Source organism: Pseudovibrio flavus (assembly GCF_009711345.1).
Lineage (GTDB): Bacteria > Pseudomonadota > Alphaproteobacteria > Rhizobiales > Stappiaceae > Pseudovibrio > Pseudovibrio flavus.
Window position 1 is genome coordinate 214,165 of sequence record NZ_SMMA01000064.1, and the last position, 18,832, is coordinate 232,996.

At 52.4% G+C, this 18,832-nt stretch carries 19 protein-coding genes; 5 read left to right on the forward strand and 14 right to left on the reverse strand.

From position 1 onward, the window contains the following. Positions 1 to 43 precede the first annotated feature (43 nt). Positions 44 to 502: a 50S ribosomal protein L19 gene (gene rplS, locus E1162_RS14515; RefSeq protein WP_155132350.1), complete on the reverse strand. Its 459-nt coding sequence runs from the start codon at positions 500 to 502 to the stop codon at positions 44 to 46. A gap of 207 nt (positions 503 to 709) precedes the next feature. After that, positions 710 to 1,414: a tRNA (guanosine(37)-N1)-methyltransferase TrmD gene (gene trmD / locus E1162_RS14520; protein WP_155132352.1), complete on the reverse strand. Its 705-nt coding sequence runs from the start codon at positions 1,412 to 1,414 to the stop codon at positions 710 to 712. Between the two features lie 173 nt (positions 1,415 to 1,587). On the opposite strand from trmD, the gene E1162_RS14525 reads away from it, so the two are divergent. Further along, the gene (locus E1162_RS14525) at positions 1,588 to 2,034 is read left to right on the forward strand and encodes a VanZ family protein (RefSeq protein ID WP_155132354.1); all 447 of its coding nucleotides are present in this window, start codon (positions 1,588 to 1,590) and stop codon (positions 2,032 to 2,034) included. Here the strand turns inward: E1162_RS14525 and rimM are convergent, their stop codons facing one another. Genes rimM through ffh form a run of 4 tightly spaced genes read right to left on the reverse strand, consistent with a single transcriptional unit; the run spans position 2,035 to position 4,890 of the window. Further along, a complete protein-coding gene (rimM, locus tag E1162_RS14530; RefSeq protein ID WP_155132356.1) occupies positions 2,035 to 2,580 on the reverse strand; it encodes a ribosome maturation factor RimM in 546 nt (181 codons plus the stop codon). 34 nt (positions 2,581 to 2,614) lie between these two features. After that, positions 2,615 to 3,001, reverse strand: coding sequence for a 30S ribosomal protein S16 (rpsP, locus tag E1162_RS14535; protein ID WP_155132358.1), 387 nt, complete (start codon positions 2,999 to 3,001; stop codon positions 2,615 to 2,617). Between the two features lie 16 nt (positions 3,002 to 3,017). Further along, positions 3,018 to 3,335 carry a chorismate mutase gene (locus E1162_RS14540; RefSeq protein WP_155132360.1) on the reverse strand — a complete coding sequence of 106 codons (318 nt, stop codon included), beginning with the start codon at positions 3,333 to 3,335 and terminating at the stop codon, positions 3,018 to 3,020. Position 3,336: 1 nt separating this feature from the next. Beyond that, positions 3,337 to 4,890 carry a signal recognition particle protein gene (gene ffh / locus E1162_RS14545; RefSeq protein ID WP_155132362.1) on the reverse strand — a complete coding sequence of 518 codons (1,554 nt, stop codon included), beginning with the start codon at positions 4,888 to 4,890 and terminating at the stop codon, positions 3,337 to 3,339. Positions 4,891 to 5,253: 363 nt separating this feature from the next. On the opposite strand from ffh, the gene E1162_RS14550 reads away from it, so the two are divergent. Beyond that, on the forward strand, positions 5,254 to 6,276 hold the full coding sequence (locus E1162_RS14550) for an alpha/beta hydrolase (protein WP_371311953.1): 1,023 nt from the start codon (positions 5,254 to 5,256) through the stop codon (positions 6,274 to 6,276). A gap of 34 nt (positions 6,277 to 6,310) precedes the next feature. Here the strand turns inward: E1162_RS14550 and E1162_RS14555 are convergent, their stop codons facing one another. Continuing rightward, positions 6,311 to 6,985, reverse strand: a complete 675-nt coding sequence (locus E1162_RS14555; RefSeq protein WP_155132364.1) for a YggS family pyridoxal phosphate-dependent enzyme — start codon at positions 6,983 to 6,985, stop codon at positions 6,311 to 6,313. Positions 6,986 to 7,199: 214 nt separating this feature from the next. Here E1162_RS14555 and leuS point away from each other — a divergent pair, with 214 nt between their 5' ends. Genes leuS through holA form a run of 3 tightly spaced genes read left to right on the forward strand, consistent with a single transcriptional unit; the run spans position 7,200 to position 11,453 of the window. Then, positions 7,200 to 9,815 carry a leucine--tRNA ligase gene (gene leuS, locus E1162_RS14560; RefSeq protein WP_155132366.1) on the forward strand — a complete coding sequence of 872 codons (2,616 nt, stop codon included), beginning with the start codon at positions 7,200 to 7,202 and terminating at the stop codon, positions 9,813 to 9,815. Further along, positions 9,802 to 10,398 carry an LPS assembly lipoprotein LptE gene (lptE, locus tag E1162_RS14565; RefSeq protein WP_155132368.1) on the forward strand — a complete coding sequence of 199 codons (597 nt, stop codon included), beginning with the start codon at positions 9,802 to 9,804 and terminating at the stop codon, positions 10,396 to 10,398. The genes leuS and lptE overlap by 14 nt, the downstream gene beginning before the upstream one ends. A gap of 14 nt (positions 10,399 to 10,412) precedes the next feature. After that, the gene (holA, locus tag E1162_RS14570; RefSeq protein ID WP_155132370.1) at positions 10,413 to 11,453 is read left to right on the forward strand and encodes a DNA polymerase III subunit delta; all 1,041 of its coding nucleotides are present in this window, start codon (positions 10,413 to 10,415) and stop codon (positions 11,451 to 11,453) included. Positions 11,454 to 11,473: 20 nt separating this feature from the next. Here holA and E1162_RS14575 read toward each other — a convergent pair whose 3' ends face one another. From E1162_RS14575 to mnmE, 7 genes are all read right to left on the reverse strand, one after another. Then, a complete protein-coding gene (locus tag E1162_RS14575; protein WP_155132372.1) occupies positions 11,474 to 11,764 on the reverse strand; it encodes a Dabb family protein in 291 nt (96 codons plus the stop codon). A gap of 133 nt (positions 11,765 to 11,897) precedes the next feature. After that, positions 11,898 to 12,599: a DUF4386 family protein gene (locus tag E1162_RS14580; RefSeq protein ID WP_155132374.1), complete on the reverse strand. Its 702-nt coding sequence runs from the start codon at positions 12,597 to 12,599 to the stop codon at positions 11,898 to 11,900. Between the two features lie 152 nt (positions 12,600 to 12,751). Further along, on the reverse strand, positions 12,752 to 13,648 hold the full coding sequence (locus E1162_RS14585; protein ID WP_155132376.1) for a ParB/RepB/Spo0J family partition protein: 897 nt from the start codon (positions 13,646 to 13,648) through the stop codon (positions 12,752 to 12,754). 115 nt (positions 13,649 to 13,763) lie between these two features. Further along, the gene (locus tag E1162_RS14590; protein ID WP_155132378.1) at positions 13,764 to 14,591 is read right to left on the reverse strand and encodes a ParA family protein; all 828 of its coding nucleotides are present in this window, start codon (positions 14,589 to 14,591) and stop codon (positions 13,764 to 13,766) included. Positions 14,592 to 14,611: 20 nt separating this feature from the next. Further along, positions 14,612 to 15,268, reverse strand: coding sequence for a 16S rRNA (guanine(527)-N(7))-methyltransferase RsmG (rsmG, locus tag E1162_RS14595; protein WP_257099011.1), 657 nt, complete (start codon positions 15,266 to 15,268; stop codon positions 14,612 to 14,614). After that, on the reverse strand, positions 15,269 to 17,152 hold the full coding sequence (gene mnmG / locus E1162_RS14600) for a tRNA uridine-5-carboxymethylaminomethyl(34) synthesis enzyme MnmG (RefSeq protein ID WP_155132380.1): 1,884 nt from the start codon (positions 17,150 to 17,152) through the stop codon (positions 15,269 to 15,271). Positions 17,153 to 17,408: 256 nt separating this feature from the next. Further along, entirely contained in the window at positions 17,409 to 18,767 is a 1,359-nt protein-coding gene (gene mnmE, locus E1162_RS14605; protein WP_155132382.1) for a tRNA uridine-5-carboxymethylaminomethyl(34) synthesis GTPase MnmE, read from the reverse strand. Positions 18,768 to 18,832: the final 65 nt, after the last annotated feature.

Sequence of the window (18,832 nt, forward strand, 5' to 3'; positions counted from 1 at the left end):
TAGCCAGCGGGGTCTAAACTTTTCTAAAGCTAAGCTGTTAGGCTTATTCTTCAGAAGCAGCAGCAGCAGCTTTCGCTTCAGCAGCAGCAGCTTTCGCAGCAGCAGCAGCCACACGAGCTTCCTCGTTAAGGCGCTTTGCGCGAACATTGGTGTTTTCTGCGATACGTGCAGATTTACCGCGACGATCACGCAGGTAGTAAAGCTTCGCACGACGAACGCGACCGCGACGTACTACTTCCACACCTTCAACCATTGGGCTGAAAATTGGGAATACGCGCTCTACGCCTTCACCGTAAGAAATTTTACGAACTGTAAAGCTCTCGTTGATGCCACCGCCAGAACGTGCAATGCAAACGCCTTCGTATGCCTGTACACGGGTACGGGTACCTTCGGTAACACGTACGAGTACACGTACGGTATCACCTGGAGAGAATTCAGGAAGTTTGCGCTTCTCTTCGATGCGCGCCATTTCTTCCTTGTTGAGCTGCTCGATAATGTTCATAGCAGTTTTATCCATTTTGCAATTGATCAGAGCGTCCTCGCACGGTCCAGCCGAGGGGACGGATACATCAAACCTTCACTATACCGGGAAGTAAGAGTGGAATATGACCCCACGCCCGCATGAGCGATGAGATTCCAGACTCCGGTTGGCGCGGTAATAACTGTTTTTCCGCCCCTTGTCATGGAAAAATTTGCGAAAAAGCGCGAATTAGCCCTTATCGCTGGCTTCATAAGCTTCCCATAAGTCCGGACGGCGCTCTTTGGTCAATTCCTTAGACTTTTCCAAGCGCCATTTATCAATCAGCTTGTGATTGCCGCTGGTCAAAACCTCAGGAATTGTGCGCCCTTCGAATTCAATAGGTCGGGTGTAGTGAGGGTGCTCCAAAAGCCCGTTCTCAAAGCTTTCCGTATCACCACTTTCCTTATTTCCCATAACCCCCGGAAGAAGCCGAACCACTGCATCCAGAACAATCGTCGCTGCCATCTCACCGCCGGAGAGGATGTAGTCACCAATGGAAACTTCCTGAAGATTGCGCGCTTCAATCACACGCTCATCAACGCCCTCGAAACGGCCGCAAACAATCACAACACCCGGACCATCAGCAAGTTCGCGAGCCATTTTCTGCGTCAGCGGCTTACCACGCGGGCTCATCAGCAAAACAGGACGCTCCTCGCCCTCTTCCACCACACCATCAATGGCCTTGGCAAGAATGTCAGCGCGTAGCACCATGCCTGCACCGCCGCCCGACGGCGTATCATCAACCGAGCGGTGCTTGTCGGTCGCATAGTCGCGAATGTTGCGCGCTTCGATCGACCAATCGCCCCGCTCCAACGCACGGCCAGACAAACTCAAACCAAGGTTCGCAGGAAACATTTCCGGATAAAGGGTCAAGATGCTGGCGCGAAAAGGCATTGTCTTCCTATTGAGTGATAGTGTTGTTAGCCCAGCCAATAGCGCAAATACGACAAAAACTCACGCTGAAATGACAAAATTTCCATTTATCTTAAGGTTGTAAAAGTAACGTTGGGATTTCATTAAGATATCATCCTTTACCTTTACGGATAATCACAGACTGGGAACTCTCAATGCTGCGCTTATTCAACCACTTGGACCTTGGATGGAAAAACCTGTTTGCCCTTGTTGCATGCGGGCTTTTTGGGCTTTGCTTCGGTCTGGTGTTTAAGCTCGGCCTCGACCATCCCTACGACAAGATGGTTCATATCGCTTATTTCGTTACCGTAACGATTGTTTTCACGCGCATTCTCAAGGGGCGATATGTGTTCGCCTCTCTTGCTGCGATTTGTCTAGGAATTGCCGGTGAAGTTGCCCAGTCGCACACCGGTGTGCGCTTCGGCTCCTTGGGCGATCTGCTGGCTAACACGTTCGGAATTGTTGCCGCTGCTGCTCTATATGCTTTGGTGAAATCTGAAACACGCATAGCCAAGAGAGACTATGGAACCCACGCAGCCGCAATTGAGCCGCTGCACCAACCTGCAGCGACACCAGCGCGTATTCATCTCATGAAAAAATAGCTATTCGCTATCCGGTTCTTTTTCGCCAGCTTCAAAGAAGCCGATTGGCGGAATAACAGTGACTGTACCTTCTTCAAGGTTGATCACTGGCACCACTTCCTTGGTGAAAGGGAAATAAATGGTGCTACCGGTTGCTGGCGCGACTTCCAGCAAATCACCTGCTCCGAAATTGACAACAGCTACAACGCGTCCATGACGGTCGCCGCTTTCGCCATAAACAGGCAGGCCAATGAGGTCGGTGTGATAAAACTCGTCTTCATCCTCGGTTTCAGGCAGTTTGTCCCGAGTGATGTAAAGTTTGGTGCCGTTAAGTGCCTCAGCTGCGTTGCGATCATTAATTCCTTCGAATTTTGTCACAACCACGGTCTTTTGGACGCGTGCGCGGGTCACTTTGAATTTGCGGCTACCATCGACGGTAACAAGCCGTCCATAGTCGGTGAAGGAGAGCGGGTCATCGCCGTATGGCTTGACCCGCACCTCACCCCGAATGCCGTGGGCAGCCCCAATCTGCGCCATCAAGATTAGATCTTCTGGTTTGCTCGCCATTTCAGCGCCTCATGCAGATTGGAGTTCCAAGCAATTATTCGGAAGCTTCAGCAGCAGCAGCTTCTTCAGCAGCAGCTTTTGCTTCTGCTTCTTTAGCCAGCTTCTCGTCAAGGCGTTCCTGAGCCTTTTTGCCGAGCTGAGCTTTGGTAGGGTTGTTGCGTGGCTCACGCTTCAGCAGGCCAGCTGCATCGAGGAAGCGGTGTACGCGGTCGGTTGGCTGTGCGCCGTTGTCAAGCCAATGCTTGATGCGGTCTTCGTTCAGCTCAACGCGCTTTTCGTCGCCTTTTGGCAGCATTGGGTTGTAGCGGCCAACGATTTCGAGGAAGCGACCGTCGCGTGGGGAGCGAACGTCAGCAATTACGATGCGGTAGAATGGGCGCTTTTTCGCACCACCGCGAGCGAGGCGGATTTTAGTAGCCATTTTTATTCTCCTAAATTCAGTCGCTGCTTCGGTCTGCAGCAATGGCTTCGTGATGCCGGATAACCTCTTTCACGATGAAGTTGAGGAATTTCTCGGCAAAATCAGGGTCCAGATTTGCGTCGACTGCCAACTGGCGAAGACGCTCGATCTGAGATTTCTCTCGGGCAGGGTCAGCTGGAGGAAGAGCATATTCAGCCTTTAATTTACCGACTGCTTGTGTGCAACGAAATCGCTCTGCAAGCATGTGAACCAAAGCGGCATCAATGTTATCGATGCTGGAGCGCAGACTTCCAAGGATTTCCTGCGCTTGCGCGGTTTTGTCGGTATCGGCCAATTTACTTCTTCCCTTTGCCTAGTCCTGGCAAGCCAGAACCGCCCCCAAGTCCGGGCAGTTTTGGTCCGCCAAGTCCTGGCAAACCACCGGGTAGCCCAGTGCCCGGTAAACCTTTTGGTAGCTCCATGCCGCCTGGCATCTGGCCAGCTTTAGCCATCTGCTCAAGCGCTTTAGGGTCGATGTTTGGCATACCACCCATGCCCGGCATTCCGCCGCCCATCGCGCCCATCATTTTGCTGAGCATGCCTTTGCCCTTGCCTTTGGTCATAGCCTTCATCATATCGGCCATCTGGCGGTGCATCTTCAGAAGCTTGTTCACTTCTGCGACCTCGACACCAGAACCGGCAGCAATACGCTTTTTACGGCTCGCCTTCAGCAATTCAGGCTTTTCACGCTCCACTTTGGTCATGGAGTTGATGATAGCGACCTGACGTTTGAACATGGAATCATCCAGGTTCGCCGCCTCGATCTGCTTCTTCATCTTGCCAACACCTGGAAGCATGCCCATCATGCCGGACATACCACCCATCTTCTCCATCTGGCCAAGCTGGTCCTTAAGATCGTTCAGGTCGAAGTGACCCTTCTGCATCTTCTTGGCCATCTGCGCAGCTTTTTCCGCGTCGATTGCCTCGGCAGCTTTCTCAACCAGAGAAACGATGTCGCCCATACCCAGAATGCGGTCTGCAATCCGCTTCGGGTAGAAATCTTCAAGCTCGTCCGCCTTTTCACCGGTACCGATGAGTTTGATCGGCTTGCCGGTAACTGCGCGCATGGAAAGCGCTGCACCGCCGCGACCATCACCATCCATACGAGTGAGCATGATACCGGTGATACCGACACGCTCATCGAAGTTCTGGGCAAGGTTCACAGCGTCCTGACCAGTCAGGGCGTCGGCAACAAGCAGGATCTCGTGCGGATTGGCTTCACGCTTGATGTCTGCCATCTCGACCATGAGAGGCTCATCAATGTGCGTACGGCCAGCCGTATCGAGAATAACAACGTCAAAACCGCCCAGTTTCGCAGCAGTCATTGCACGCTTTGCAATGTCGACAGGCTGCTGGCCGGCAACGATAGGCAGGGTCTCGATCTCGTTCTGCTCACCCAGAACCTTCAACTGCTCCTGAGCAGCCGGACGGCGGGTGTCGAGAGAGGCCATCAATACCTTACGCTTGTCGCGACGGGTCAGGCGGCGGGCGATCTTTGCAGTAGCGGTGGTTTTACCCGCACCCTGCAGACCAACCATCATAATGCATACTGGCGCTGGCGCGTTCAGGTCGATTGGATCGCCTTCACTACCGAGCATTTCCACCAGCTGGTCATGAACGATCTTAACGACCATCTGACCCGGCTTGATGGATTTAACAACCTCGGCACCAACAGCGCGGTGACGCACCTTGTCAGTGAACGAACGCACAATCGGCAACGCCACATCGGCCTCAATGAGCGCGCGACGAACTTCGCGCAGCGCTTCATTAACATCGGATTCCGATAGGGCACCACGCTTGGTGAGCTTATCGAGAATGCCGCCAAGGCGATCTGACAGATTATCGAACATAGCGTTCCTTCATCAAAATTAGTGTTTCTGAAAGTGAGATGGTCCCGCATCTTAGTGTATTCAATGCAAACCATCAGCAGGAAAGTCCCCAAAACACTGCTTTTTGCCTATTTTACTCGCCGGTTAAGCGATTAAACATAGCAAAAAAGCACCCGAGGGCGCATCGCGCTGTCGGGTGTTGACCTCTGGGCTCTCTTTATACCTTTTCGGGTCCCAGTCAGTGGCTCGGTTACAAACCTTTCCAGAATTGGCTTGGGATTTAAGGGGAATGTCGACGGGAGTCAAGTATTTTCCCCCCATTTTCGGCCGTTTGTCTGTACACCCCCAAACCTCGGGTTCTTGTAATGAACAGGAAATCCCCTAGTGTTTGTGCAAGATGTGGAGGAACGGCTTATGCGGGCAGCGCTTAAGGTATTGATTGTTATAGTTCTGGTGCTGACTGGCATCTACTTTTTCGGTCCAAGAGCCTCAGATGACACACAAATCAGTTTTAAGCCTTCGCAAATCGGTGAGAATGTCGATGAATACCTTGCCGAGCGCGAGAGCCAATACGATGACATCCGCTCCGGACTGGCAAAGCAAGTCATCTGGAACGATCCTCAAACCAAGCAGAAGACACCCTATTCCATCGTTTACCTGCACGGGTTTTCAGCCAGCAAATGCGAGATCCGTCCTGTTCCCGATAATATTGCTGACGCGATGGGGGCCAATCTCTTCTATACCCGCTTAAAAGGGCATGCGCGTACCAGCGAGGCAATGGGAGAAGCGACCCTGCCCCTTTGGCTCGACGATCTGGCTGAAGCTCTGGAGATCGGCAAACGCATCGGCGAGAAAACGATTGTCATCAGCACCTCCACAGGCTCAACTTTGGCAAGCTTTGCATTGCTTACAGATCAATATCCGGAATTGAAGGAGAATCTCGAAGCTGTGGTAATGGTCTCGCCCAACTTCGGACCAAACGCGTTTGGCGCGTTCTTGTTAGCTGCCCCTTATGCCAAAGAGTATGTCCCGCTCATCCTTGGAAAGACCTATGGAGACGATGCCGGAGCTTCTCCTGAGCGAAAGCACTGCTGGACGATGGTTTACCCCTCCACGGCTCTCGTACCCATGGCGGCAAGTGTTGATGCAGTTTCCCGTCTAAACGCGGAGAAAAACACGGTTCCGAGCTTGTTTTTCGTGAGTGAAAAAGATCAGACGGTTGATCCAGCCAAAACCCATGCGTTTTACGATCAGCTGGGCGGAAGCAAAGAATGGATCGATGTCGAAAGATCCGGCGATCCAAACTTTCATATCAACGCTGGTGCGGTAGTGAGCCCGATGAATGACAAATTCTTCACCGACACCATTTTGGACTGGCTTCAAGGACAAGGGCTTTTCAAACCGTAACCAGACGTTTCAAAGCCCTTGTTGCTGTTTAATCCTAGGAATAGTCGCGCTCACCAAAGATCGCAGAACCAACGCGCACATGGGTCGCGCCGTGCTGTACAGCAATCGGGAAGTCGGCAGACATGCCCATCGAAAGCTGAGAGAGACCGTTACGGCGTGCGATCTTTTCCAATAGCGCGAAATGCATGCCCGGCGCTTCATCAACCGGTGGAATGCACATCAAGCCTTCGATGCTCAAACCAAGCTCGTCACGGCACAGTGCGATAAATGCATCTGCATCCTTTGGCATGATGCCAGCTTTTTGAGGTTCTTCCCCGGTATTCACCTGAATAAACAGCTTTGGGTTTTTGCCCTGTTTATCCATCTCAACCTTAAGGGTTCTTGCGATTTTTTCGCGGTCGACACTGTGAATAACATCGAACGTTTCCACAGCCTCTTTGGATTTATTGGACTGAAGTGGGCCAATGAGATGTAGCTCAACACCCGGATAATCCGCCTTGAGCTCCGGCCACTTGCCCCGTGCTTCCTGCACTTTGTTTTCGCCAAATACGCGCTGTCCAGCTTCCAGAACCGGACGGATTTCTGGCGCATCAAAGGTCTTGGAAACCGCAATAAGTGTCACAGGGCCAGTCTTGCGCATATAGTCTTTCTCTACGCGCGCGATTTCACTTTTAATGTCCGCCAAACGTTTTGCGGCACCCTCGCTCATTGTCGTCTCCACACTTGAAAAAATCGAAACTATTTGGCCGAAAATGGCCTCAATATCCTGCTTATTGCTCTCTTACTGCCTTCTGCGTCATTTGTCGCTGGCAAATTATGCATTTTGCTCGTCTTGAAGGTTGACCGCGCCTCTGATTTCTGGTGACAGTCCTGCAAACGAATTTATTCCCTTTTGGGAACTCCAAAATAAAACGGCGGAACGAATGGCTACGGAGCGTTACAACGCGCGCGATACGGAAGCGCGCTGGCAAAAGAAATGGGAAGATAACAACGTCTTCACCACGGACAATGATGATCCGCGGGACAAGTACTATGTGCTTGAGATGTTCCCATACCCATCCGGTCGCATCCACATGGGTCACGTGCGCAACTACGCCATGGGCGATGTTGTAGCACGTTACAAGCGCTCAACCGGCTACAACGTTCTTCACCCAATGGGTTGGGATGCGTTCGGTATGCCTGCTGAAAACGCTGCAATGGAAAAGAAAGTCCACCCAAAAGGCTGGACCTATGAAAACATTGCCACCATGCGCGGCCAGCTTAAATCCATGGGCCTGTCTCTCGACTGGAACCGTGAATTTGCGACCTGTGATGTTGACTACTACGCACAGCAGCAGCGACTGTTCCTCGACTTCCTCGAAGCAGGTCTGATCTACCGTAAGAAATCCAAGGTAAACTGGGACCCTGTCGATATGACCGTTCTTGCGAACGAGCAGGTTATCGACGGCAAGGGCTGGCGCTCCGGTGCAACCGTTGAGCAGCGCGAACTGACCCAGTGGTTCTTCAAGATCTCCGATTATTCGCAGGATCTTCTGGACGCTATCGACACCCTCGACAAGTGGCCTGAAAAAGTACGTCTGATGCAGAAAAACTGGATCGGCCGTTCTGAAGGTTTGAAGGTCTTCTTCGAGTTTGTTGAAGCTGCACCAACCGGTGACACCGCTCTGGAAATTTTCACTACCCGTCCAGATACCCTTTTCGGTGCGTCCTTCCTCGGCTTGTCTCCAGATCATCCGATCACCGCAAAGCTGGCAGAAACCAACGAAGAGCTGCAGGACTTTATTGCCAAGTGCCGCCAGATTGGCACCACCGCAGAAGCAATCGAAACCGCTGAAAAGCTTGGCTTCGATACTGGCCTGCGCGTAAAGCATCCGCTTGACCCGTCTTGGGAACTGCCTGTTTACGTCGCAAACTTCATTCTTATGGACTACGGCACCGGCGCAATCTTTGCCTGCCCTGCCCACGACCAGCGCGACTTGGACTTTGCTCACAAATACGACCTGCCAGTGAAAGCCGTCGTGCTTCCTGAAGGTGAAGATGCCGCAACCTTCAATGTAGCTGACGAAGCTTACACCGGCGAAGGCACCATCTTTAATTCCGACTTCATGAACGGCATGTCCATCGCGGATGCGAAGGAAGCAGTTTCTGCAAAGCTGGAAAGCCAGAGCGTGAACGGCGCACCTCAAGGCGCTCGCGAAGTTAACTTCCGCCTACGCGACTGGGGTATTTCCCGTCAGCGCTACTGGGGCTGCCCAATCCCGATCATCCACTGTGATGACTGTGGCCCCCAGCCAGCACCGCGCGAAAGCCTGCCGGTACAGCTGCCAGATGATGTAACCTTTGACCGTCCGGGCAACCCGCTTGACCGTCACCCAACATGGCGCAACACCTGCTGTCCTAAGTGCGGTAAAGACGCTCTGCGTGAAACCGACACCATGGACACCTTCGTGGATTCCTCTTGGTACTTCGCACGCTTTACCGATCCGAAGAACGCAAACCCGACCGATCCAAAAGCAGCAAACGAATGGCTGCCGGTAGATCAGTACATCGGTGGTATTGAGCACGCGATTCTGCACCTGCTCTATTCCCGTTTCTTCACCCGCGCGATGCAAAAGACCGGTCACCTTGGCCTCAGCGAGCCATTCAAAGGCTTGTTTACACAGGGCATGGTGAACCACGAGACCTATAAAGCGTCCTCCAACAACCGTTGGGTCGCTCCTGCCGAGATCAAGATCGAGGAACTGGACGGCGTTCGCAAAGCAACTCTGCTTGAAACCGGCGAAGACGTGGTTATCGGCTCCATCGAGAAGATGTCCAAGTCCAAGAAGAACGTGGTTGACCCGACCGACATCATCGAAACCTACGGCGCAGATACTGCCCGCTGGTTCGTGTTGTCCGATAGTCCGCCAGAGCGTGATATTATCTGGACCGAAGACGGTGTTCTGGGTGCATGGCGTCACGTGCAGCGCGTTTACCGCATCATCAACGAGATTGCTGAAAAGACCGCTTCCGGCGTGGAAAAACCAGCAGAATTCGGTGATGACGCTCTCGCTCTGCGCCGCGTGACCCACAAAACGCTGGCAGCTGTTGCTAAAGACTACGACAGCCTCGGCTTCAACCGTGCAGTTGCCCGTCTTTACGAGTTCACAAACGCTGTCTCCAAAGCTCTGCAGGCTGACCTGTCCAAAGCGGATGTTGTGTTTGCGCTTCGTGAAGCTGCCGACAGCATGATGTCCATGATGGAACCAATTACGCCTCACCTTGCTGAGGAATGCTGGTCCATTCTGGGTAACGAAACCCTCATCAGCCAAACTGCTTGGCCGCAGATCGAGGAAGATCTACTTGTCGAAAATACCATTGTTCTGCCGATCCAGATCAACGGTAAGAAAAAAGGCGAGTTAACAATCGCACGAGACGCTTCCAAAGAAGACATCGAAGCGGCTATCCTACAGCATGAAGTTGTAGTGAAGGCTCTGGATGGAAACGCACCACGCAAAGTGATCGTCGTTCCTCAAAGGATTGTTAATGTCGTTGTCTAAATCGACAGGCCATAACACCAACTCAGCCCGCCGGATTATTTTCGGCGGCGCTGCTGTTCTGGCCGGTGCTCTCTTGCTATCGGGTTGTCAGGTGCGCCCTCTTTATGGCGTTACCGCAACGACTTTTTCCGTTGATGGCGCAGATCAAGTGCAGGTGAAAGACCAGCTTGCTGCAATTTCCATCAAGGTATCGCCAATTGGCGACCGTAGCGGCCTGGACCGGCTTGACCAGCTTATTCGCAACGAGCTGAACTATGCATTCAGACGTGGCGGAGATGCCCCTCAGGCAGCTTACAAGCTTGAGGTGCTTATGGATAAGCAGCAGACTGAAGTGGGCGTTGAGCGCTTGTCTGACGTGCCTTCTGCGTACAACGTAACTGTTTCGGCAAGCTTTGTTCTTTCCGATATCAATACTGACAGAACGCTGTATCAGGGCCGTGCATTTGCATCAGCCTCCTTCGACTTCTCCAGCCAGCGTTTTGCAAACTTGCGCGCAGAGCGTGATGCGGAAGACCGCGCAACCAAAGTGGTTGCTCGCGACATCCACGCCCGCCTTGCAGGCTACTTTGCAACAAACCCTTAAGGCCAAGAGGCTTCATGGTTGCGCTTAAAGCAGGCGACATTGACAAGTTTGTCGAGAACCCTCCGGCCTCGGCAAACCTTATTCTAGTTTATGGGCCTGATACCGGCCTTGTAAACGAGCGCGCCAAAAAGCTCATCGACAACACTGCAAAAGAAAACAACGACCCGTTTTCGCAGGTGAAGCTAGATGCTGCCGATCTCAATTCGGATCCGAATCGATTGATCGACGAAGCTCTAACAATCCCGCTCTTTGGTGGAAGGCGTACGATCTGGGTACGTGATGGCGGCGCTAAAAGCGTTGCAAGCGCTGTAGAGCCACTTTTCTCCAATCCCAACTTCGATGCTCTTGTTGTTATTGAAGCCGGTGATTTGAAAAAAGGCACTGGCCTTCGTAAGAAATTTGAAAGCAGCAAGACGGCCTATGCCATCCCCTGCTTTTCTGATGCCACTAGAGACGTTGACAGGCTCATAGAAGAGGAAGTCTCAAGCGCAGGTCTATCCATATCCCGAGAGGCCAAACAAGCGCTCCAGAGCCTCCTAGGCGCTGATCGCCTTGCAAGCCGCGGTGAGATTAAAAAGCTTTGCCTTTATGCAGCTCATGAACCGCGTATTGAAGTCAAACATGTAGAAGAGATCATCGGGGACGCCTCCGCATTCGCCATTGATGAGTTGATTGATGCCGCCGCTCTCGGCGATATGGTGACACTCGATCATGGGCTAGAGCGCCTGTCAGCAAGTGGCATGGATGCCGGTGTAATCGCCAGCCAAGCACTTAGACACTTCCAAACCATTCATCTATGCCGTCTGCAGATGGAAAAACGGACGCCTGCTGAGGATGTGGTTGATGGTTTGCGTCCACCTGTTTTCTGGAAGCGCAAGGCAAAGCTAGTACGCCAGATCAACATTTGGACCTTGCCGCGCCTTGAACGCGCCTTGGAACGCCTTGCAGATACAGTAAAACAGGCCCGTCTGAACCCGAACCTGTCAGTTGCTATTCTCTCTCATAATTTTTTGGCAATTGGTCAGGCCGCAAGACAGGCCAACAATCGTCGCTAAATGTTTTGAAGCCGAAACGATTATTCGGCTTCAAAGTCTGCTGCAATGCGCAGTTCCCTTAATGGGCGAACAATATCAATGGATTGCTGATAGGTTTCGTGCGCTTTGTAGGCATCCAAAGCCGCTTTGTTTTCAAACTCACCATAGACAACAAAGTCCACCGTTTCGTTTGAAATCGCATCAGTCTTCAAGTTTTTGCCGATTTCAATATGAGCCGCATGCGGGTTTGTTTTTAAAACACAAAGCCCTTCATAGACGCGCTCGTAGTCTCTAGCTTCTTTGACGGTGAAGAAAACGATATGGCGGATCATCCTGACCTTTGATTATTCTTGTTTGGTTTAGGAACTGCTTGTTTGGCGGCGATGGGCATATCTATAAAAATATGCCCAATCCCCTTTTCCCGTCTAGCAACGTGGTTTGGAAAAGCGCGTCTTCCAACAGGCTTTACGTACCCGATACAGCCTCTGTTTCGCTGCTGAGCTTTGCGCCTTTTGGTTCCTCGAAGAACAGAGTAATGCCAACGATGAGGAACCAGATAATGCAGCCAAGACCAAAGAACGCCCCTCCAGCGCCGCTGAGAGCCGGAATGATAGTCGATAGGCCCGCTACACCAACAAGTATCCCAAAGCCGCTGACAAAGCGTGGAAGCGCCTTAGAGCGAAGACCAGCTATGCTCAGAAGCAAGACCCATAGAGCACCGACAATCTCGTTACCTCCGCCCAAGCCTTCAACCACTGTCGACAGCATCTGCCATTGAAGAAGAGCAGCAGCGGGATCAACCACCAGAAGCCCCATAACGTGCTCAAAAGAGATTGTTGCTACCATGCCCGATGCAATAACCAGCCCGCACCAGATAACCCCAAAACCGGCGGCCAACTGCGAGAGATGGCTAGCCTGACGTTTCAAACGCTCATGCAAGGCCAGAACCAAGGCTAGAAGCACAACGCCGTTGAGGACATAGATGACAAAATACCAAACAAAAACAACTGTCTGATGGGCTTTAAAAAGTTCAAGGGTTGCAAGCGACGCCGCACCTTCGCTGTCATAGCCAGCAGGCATTAGCACTGCAAACAGTATGCCCATTCCGAAAATATAAGTACCCGCAGCTGCAAGGGATGCAAGCCCACCTACCCGCTGAAAATTCATGAAACGACCTATACAATTGAAAGTTGAGATAGGCTATTTACGGGTAAAACTTATAGTAACGCAAGGGAAGATATATCTACCCACCGTCGGGCACAAAAAAACCGGCCTGCGTGCACCGCAAGCCGGTCTTCTAATCCTTGGCCAGAACTCTCTTAGTTCTGGATGCCCAACAAACGGCAAACTTCATCAAGTTGCTCAACTGAGGTGTACTTGATCTTCAGTTCACCAACGCCCTTCTCAGGCTTGTGAGCGATGTTGACCTTAAGCCCCAAACCATCCGCCAGACGCTTTTCAAGCGCCTTGGTGTCAGCATCTTTCTCCGGCTTAGGAGCTTTCTCTTTTTTCTCGAGAATGGACGGATCCTGCGCAATGCGCTCCGCATCGCGAACCGTAAGCCCCTTCTCTACGATCAAATCCGCAAGCGCTGCAGGATCTTCTGCAGTAATCAGCGCGCGTGCGTGACCAGCAGTCAAAAGGCCCTCTGCAAGATAGTCTTTGACGGAATTCGGCAGTTTCAAAAGGCGCAGTGTGTTGGCCACATGAGAACGGCTCTTGCCGATAACCCGTGAAAGCTCCACCTGCGAATAGGAAAACTCTTCAATCAGCTGATCGTAACCAAGCGCCTCTTCGATCGGGTTGAGGTCCGCACGCTGAACGTTCTCGATGATCGCAAGTTCAAGCGCTTCTTGATCGGTTACCTCACGAATGATGACCGGCACTTCATGCAGGCCCGCTTTCTGGGCCGCTCGCCAACGACGTTCACCAGCAATGATCTCAAAGTGACCCGGCTCATTGGGCGTCGGACGCACGAGAATAGGCTGCACAATGCCCTTCTCCTTCACTGACTCAGCAAGGCTGGTCAGATCGCTTTCAACGAATGTTTTGCGCGGGTTACGTGGGTTCGGCTTTACATACTCAATTGGCACCTTGCGGCTATCGCGGGTGCGCTCAGGTGCTGCTGCTGGCTCTGTGTTAACTTCGCCTATAAGCGCTGCCAGTCCACGGCCAAGACGCTTATTGCTCCGTCCACCTTCTTCTGTTTTTGCCATTGTTCGATCACCTGTAAAAAACTTCTGTACCTATAACAGTACAAAGAGGCCCACTGCGCCGACTAGGCACAGGGAACACTATTCCACACTAAAAAGAAAAGATGACGGCAAAAGGCTACGCTGCCGCCATACGCATATCGCGCTCACGCTGGATAATTTCGGAGGCAAGACGCAGGTAAGCTTGAGAACCAGAGCACTTCAGATCGTAGAGCAGCGCTGGCTTTCCGTAGGACGGTGCTTCGGAAACACGCACGTTACGCGGAATGATCGTGTCATACACCGCATCGCCCATGGTTTCGCGAACGTCCTGAACCACCTGACTGGAGAGGTTGTTGCGGCTGTCGTACATGGTCAGCACAATGCCGTGGATCGTCAGCTCTGGGTTCAGCGTATGCTTCACCTGCTCCACAGTAGACAGAAGCTGGCTCAAACCTTCCAGCGCGAAGAACTCGCACTGCAATGGAACCAGAATGCTATGAGAAGCCGTCATTGCGTTGATGGTGAGCAGGTTCAAAGATGGCGGGCAGTCCACCAGCACATATGAAAACCCTTGCGCTGTGCCCTTCTCTGCCGATTTAGCAAGACCGGAAATCGCGCTGCGAAGACGGTATGCACGATCAGAGGCAGAGGAAATTTCCAGCTCGACACCAAGCAAGTCCATGGTGGAAGGAGCAATCCAGAGGCGCGGAACCGCAGTTTCCAAAATAGCCTCTTCCATGGTGCAGTCACCACACAGCACATCGTATGTCGAAAACTCGCGTGAGTTCCGATCGATACCAAGACCCGTGGAAGCGTTTCCTTGCGGATCAAGGTCAATCACAAGCACCCGCTCGCCGATTGCAGCCAGCGCGGTTCCCAGATTGATTGCCGTCGTTGTTTTGCCTACGCCACCCTTTTGGTTGGCAACAGTCAAAACGCGCGGAGACTGTGGTAGATTGCTCATCTGTCCAAACCTCGTCCGACTTAACGCGCCGCCATTTTCGTAATGATCAGCACCTTACTTTGCGGATCCACAAGACTATCATGTTCTACCAGATCCAACTCCCACTTGTGAGAGGCCTCTTCAATTTCCCGGCGAAAATCTTGCCCTTTGTGGAAAACAGCGGTTGCACCGCGCTGAACAAACTGCGCAGAAAACCCACAAAGCATCTCCAGATTGGCCAAAGCGCGAGCTGAAACGCCCTCAATCGGCGCCGTCCAACCCTTCGTTACAGCTTCGATACGACCCGCATGAACCTTGACCTTACTGCCAGTTTCACGCGCGACCGTACGCAAGAAGGAGGCCTTGCGCTGGTTGCTCTCCACCAGGTTCACCATGGTGTCTTCCCGGCCCCGCAGGAGGATTGCAGTCACAAGACCAGGAAACCCTGCCCCACTGCCGAAGTCGATCCAATGGTTTGCTTCAGGAAGGCTCTTCTGGATTTGAATGGAGTCTGCCACATGGCGCATCCAGATATCGTCCATAGTAGACGGCGCTATCAGATTCTGCGCCGGCTGCCACTTTCGAACCAAATCGACATAAATTGCAAACGCTTCAAGGGTTTCACATGAAACATCCGGATACATACGACGCACAGCGTCGATCTGGGCGCTATCCGCCCTACCCGTTAGACTTGTCATTTACGCAGCACCTGCGGCACTAAGGCCGTTACGACGAATATAAGAAAGGAGCAAAGTCAAAGCCGCTGGTGTTACCCCATCGATGCGGGACGCCTGACCAATGGTGGCCGGACGAACATCAATCAGCTTCTGCTTTACCTCATTGGAAAGACCGGCAAGATCATCATAGTTGATGGTCTTTGGAATGATGAGTTCCTCATCACGCTTCAACGCTTCAATATCTGCTGCCTGACGCTCCAGATAAACCGCATACATCGCATCCACCGCTACCTGTTTGGCATAGGTCAGATCGACGTCTGAGAGCTCCTCAAAGACCTCTAGGATCTGTTCCAGAGTGATATCAGGATAGGCCAGAAGATCGAATGCGGAGCGCTTCACACCGTCCTGATTGATCGGCAAACCGCGCTTACGGCCTTCCGATGGACTTATGCGCGAAGATTCAAAACGCTCCCGAATCTCCTTAAGGGATTCAAGCTTTGTTTCGAATGCGACTCGACGCGTTTCACCCACACAACCCCACTTTATACCAAGCGGCGTCAAACGCTGGTCAGCGTTATCTGCACGAAGGGAAAGGCGGTACTCGGCGCGGGAAGTGAACATGCGATATGGCTCGCTCACGCCACGGGTAACGAGATCGTCAATCATCACGCCGATGTAGCCATCAGCACGGCCAACGATAATATCGTCACCGTCAACGGCATTACGCGCAGCGTTCAAACCAGCAAGAAGCCCCTGTGCGCCCGCTTCCTCATAACCGGTGGTACCGTTGATCTGGCCCGCCAGATAAAGGCCCTTCTGTTTCTTTGTTTCCAAAGTCGGAAGAAGTTCGGTCGGATCGATGTGGTCATACTCAATGGCATAACCCGGCTGAATAATGGTTACATCTTCAAGGCCGGGAATAGAGCGGATGAACTGCTCCTGCACATCTTCTGGAAGCGATGTAGAAATGCCGTTTGGATAGATGGTGTGATCGTCCAGCCCTTCAGGCTCAAGGAAGATCTGATGGCCATCACGATCACCAAAGCGCACCACCTTATCTTCGATGGATGGACAGTAGCGAGGGCCCCTGCCCTTGATCTCGCCAGAGTACATCGCAGACTTATGAATATTGTCGCGAATGATCTGGTGGGTTTCCATCGTGGTGCGAGTGATGTGGCACGGCACCTGACGAACCGTGACCTCATTAGTCAGCGTAGAGAATGGGATCGGATCTTCATCGCCCGGCTGTTCAGCGAGCTGATCCCATTTGATTGTACGGGCGTCAAGACGCGCTGGCGTTCCGGTTTTCAGACGACCAAGACGCAGACCTATCTGTTCAAGAGATTCAGAGAGACCCATTGCTGGCGCTTCATCGACACGGCCCGCTGGTATTTTCTTCATGCCGATGTGGATCATACCGCGCAAGAAAGTACCTGTGGTGAGCACCACGGACTTTGCAAGAACGCGGGTTCCATCTGCAAGAACAACACCCTTCAGCTCGCCATTTTCAAGAATGAGTTTATCCGCTTCGCCTTCAACAACTTCAAGGTTCACGGTGGCACGGATCTCTCTCTGCATGGCTTCGCGGTACAGTTTACGGTCAGCCTGCGAACGAGGCCCCTGAACAGCTGGCCCCTTTCTGCGGTTGAGCATGCGGAACTGGATACCGGAAGCATCTGCAACGCGGCCCATCAAACCGTCAAGCGCGTCAATCTCACGAACTAGGTGTCCCTTCCCCAAACCACCGATGGCTGGGTTACAGGACATGATGCCCACAGTATCGAAGCGATGAGTAACAAGCGCTGTGCGTGCGCCCATGCGTGCGGCTGCGGCTGCGGCTTCACAGCCTGCATGCCCACCGCCAACAACAATGACGTCGAAGCGCTGTTCAGTACACTCTGACATTATTTACCTGCTGTATGCCCGCTCCAACACCTATTAGCACTGACAAAATAACTATCAATGAGGCGCAGCGGGTCTAGATAATTTGAAACTTACAGCGGTTAATACAGCATCAAAGGGCGGCGGTCAAAGGCTTACAGGCAACGGGTGAGTCGCCTGCAAGCAACAGCGAGAATCATGTTATTCACATATTCACCGCTATCAATTCACTGAGAAGATTCCGCTTGCAGGAATCGTTTCACGTGAAACATGGTTAAAGCTACTTACCGATACAGAAGTCTCTGAAGATCACATCAAGCAGGTCTTCAACGTCAATACGGCCTGTAATCCGGCCCAGATGATCAGCGGCACGACGCAAATCCTCACTGCGCAGTTCGATAGGCAACTGCTTTGCAGCGATAGCTGTTTCGATCGATTTAACGCACTGCTCTAGATGAACACGGTAGCGCTCACGGGTAATGAGCGGATTTTCGATCAAACCGATATTCTGCTCGGCAAACACCTTGAGCGCTTCCAAGAGCTGATCCATACCTCCACTAGCGACAACGGATGTATCGATGACAATAGATTCTGGATCATGATCTGCATCATCTCCCCGCTCTAGATCGCTCTTGGTCTTCAAGAACCACAGGCCTTTGCGGTGACGAAGATCTTCAGGAACATCCAAAAGAGAACCGTTCGGTGGAAGTGTCCAGAGAATAAGGTCAGCACTTTCTGCATGAGCAAGTGCGCGGCGGATACCTTCTTTTTCCACCAAACCTGCATCATCACGTAGGCCCGCAGTGTCAGCCAAAGTGACCGGATAGCCGCCAAGGTCGAGATGAACCTCAAGCACGTCGCGGGTCGTTCCAGCCTCGGGGGTAACAATCGCAACATCGCGCTGCGCCAGCTTATTCATCAAACTGGACTTACCTGCATTCGGCGGACCAAGCAGAACGACTTGAAGACCAGAGCGCAAACGCTCCCCTCTCCTTGCATCAGAAAGGTGCGCGTGAATTTCACCTGAGAGAGCTGTTAGCTCCATCCAGATTTCATCAGCAACAGAATCCGGAACATCGTCCTCATCTGCAAAATCAAGTTCCGCTTCGATCATGGCACGGCTGCGTACCAACGCTTTACGCCATCCATCATAGAGCTCACCAAGAGCACCGGACATCTGGCGCTGCGCTTGACGACGCTGAGCTTCGGTCTCTGCATCGATCAGATCAGCAAGACCTTCCACTTCGGTGAGATCAAGTTTTCCATTTTGGAAAGCGCGGCGGGTATATTCCCCCTGCTCGGCAGGACGGCTTCTTTCAAAACCGGAAAGCACGCGCAGTACCGCCGCCACAACAGCGCGGCCACCATGACAATGCAGTTCCACTACATCTTCACCGGTAAAACTGTTAGGCCCCTCAAAGCGCAGAACCAGCGCTTCATCCAGAACCGAACCATCGGCAGGATCGTAAAGACGGCGCAGAGCAGATTCACGTGAAACAGGGAACTTGCCCTTAATGAGCGCACGTAGAACAGTAAAGCTCTCAGAGCCAGACAATCTGATGACAGCAACGCCGGACGGCAGCGCACCACTGGACAAAGCAAAAATGGTATCAGTTGTGCCAGAATAAGAGACGCTCATATACTAACCAATCATTCCCAGCGTTTGGACCCAGCACAAGGCCTACGCTTCCTATTATATCTGAT

Coding starts and splice junctions, on each gene's coding strand:
- rplS (WP_155132350.1), bottom strand. CDS start 502: ATGAACATTATCGAGCAGCTCAACAAGGAAGAAATGGCGCGCATCGAA.
- trmD (WP_155132352.1), bottom strand. CDS start 1,414: ATGCCTTTTCGCGCCAGCATCTTGACCCTTTATCCGGAAATGTTTCCT.
- E1162_RS14525 (WP_155132354.1), top strand. CDS start 1,588: ATGCTGCGCTTATTCAACCACTTGGACCTTGGATGGAAAAACCTGTTT.
- rimM (WP_155132356.1), bottom strand. CDS start 2,580: ATGGCGAGCAAACCAGAAGATCTAATCTTGATGGCGCAGATTGGGGCT.
- rpsP (WP_155132358.1), bottom strand. CDS start 3,001: ATGGCTACTAAAATCCGCCTCGCTCGCGGTGGTGCGAAAAAGCGCCCA.
- ffh (WP_155132362.1), bottom strand. CDS start 4,890: ATGTTCGATAATCTGTCAGATCGCCTTGGCGGCATTCTCGATAAGCTC.
- E1162_RS14555 (WP_155132364.1), bottom strand. CDS start 6,985: ATGAGCGAGGGTGCCGCAAAACGTTTGGCGGACATTAAAAGTGAAATC.
- leuS (WP_155132366.1), top strand. CDS start 7,200: ATGGCTACGGAGCGTTACAACGCGCGCGATACGGAAGCGCGCTGGCAA.
- lptE (WP_155132368.1), top strand. CDS start 9,802: ATGTCGTTGTCTAAATCGACAGGCCATAACACCAACTCAGCCCGCCGG.
- holA (WP_155132370.1), top strand. CDS start 10,413: ATGGTTGCGCTTAAAGCAGGCGACATTGACAAGTTTGTCGAGAACCCT.
- E1162_RS14575 (WP_155132372.1), bottom strand. CDS start 11,764: ATGATCCGCCATATCGTTTTCTTCACCGTCAAAGAAGCTAGAGACTAC.
- E1162_RS14580 (WP_155132374.1), bottom strand. CDS start 12,599: ATGAATTTTCAGCGGGTAGGTGGGCTTGCATCCCTTGCAGCTGCGGGT.
- E1162_RS14585 (WP_155132376.1), bottom strand. CDS start 13,648: ATGGCAAAAACAGAAGAAGGTGGACGGAGCAATAAGCGTCTTGGCCGT.
- E1162_RS14590 (WP_155132378.1), bottom strand. CDS start 14,591: ATGAGCAATCTACCACAGTCTCCGCGCGTTTTGACTGTTGCCAACCAA.
- rsmG (WP_257099011.1), bottom strand. CDS start 15,268: ATGACAAGTCTAACGGGTAGGGCGGATAGCGCCCAGATCGACGCTGTG.
- mnmG (WP_155132380.1), bottom strand. CDS start 17,152: ATGTCAGAGTGTACTGAACAGCGCTTCGACGTCATTGTTGTTGGCGGT.
- mnmE (WP_155132382.1), bottom strand. CDS start 18,767: ATGAGCGTCTCTTATTCTGGCACAACTGATACCATTTTTGCTTTGTCC.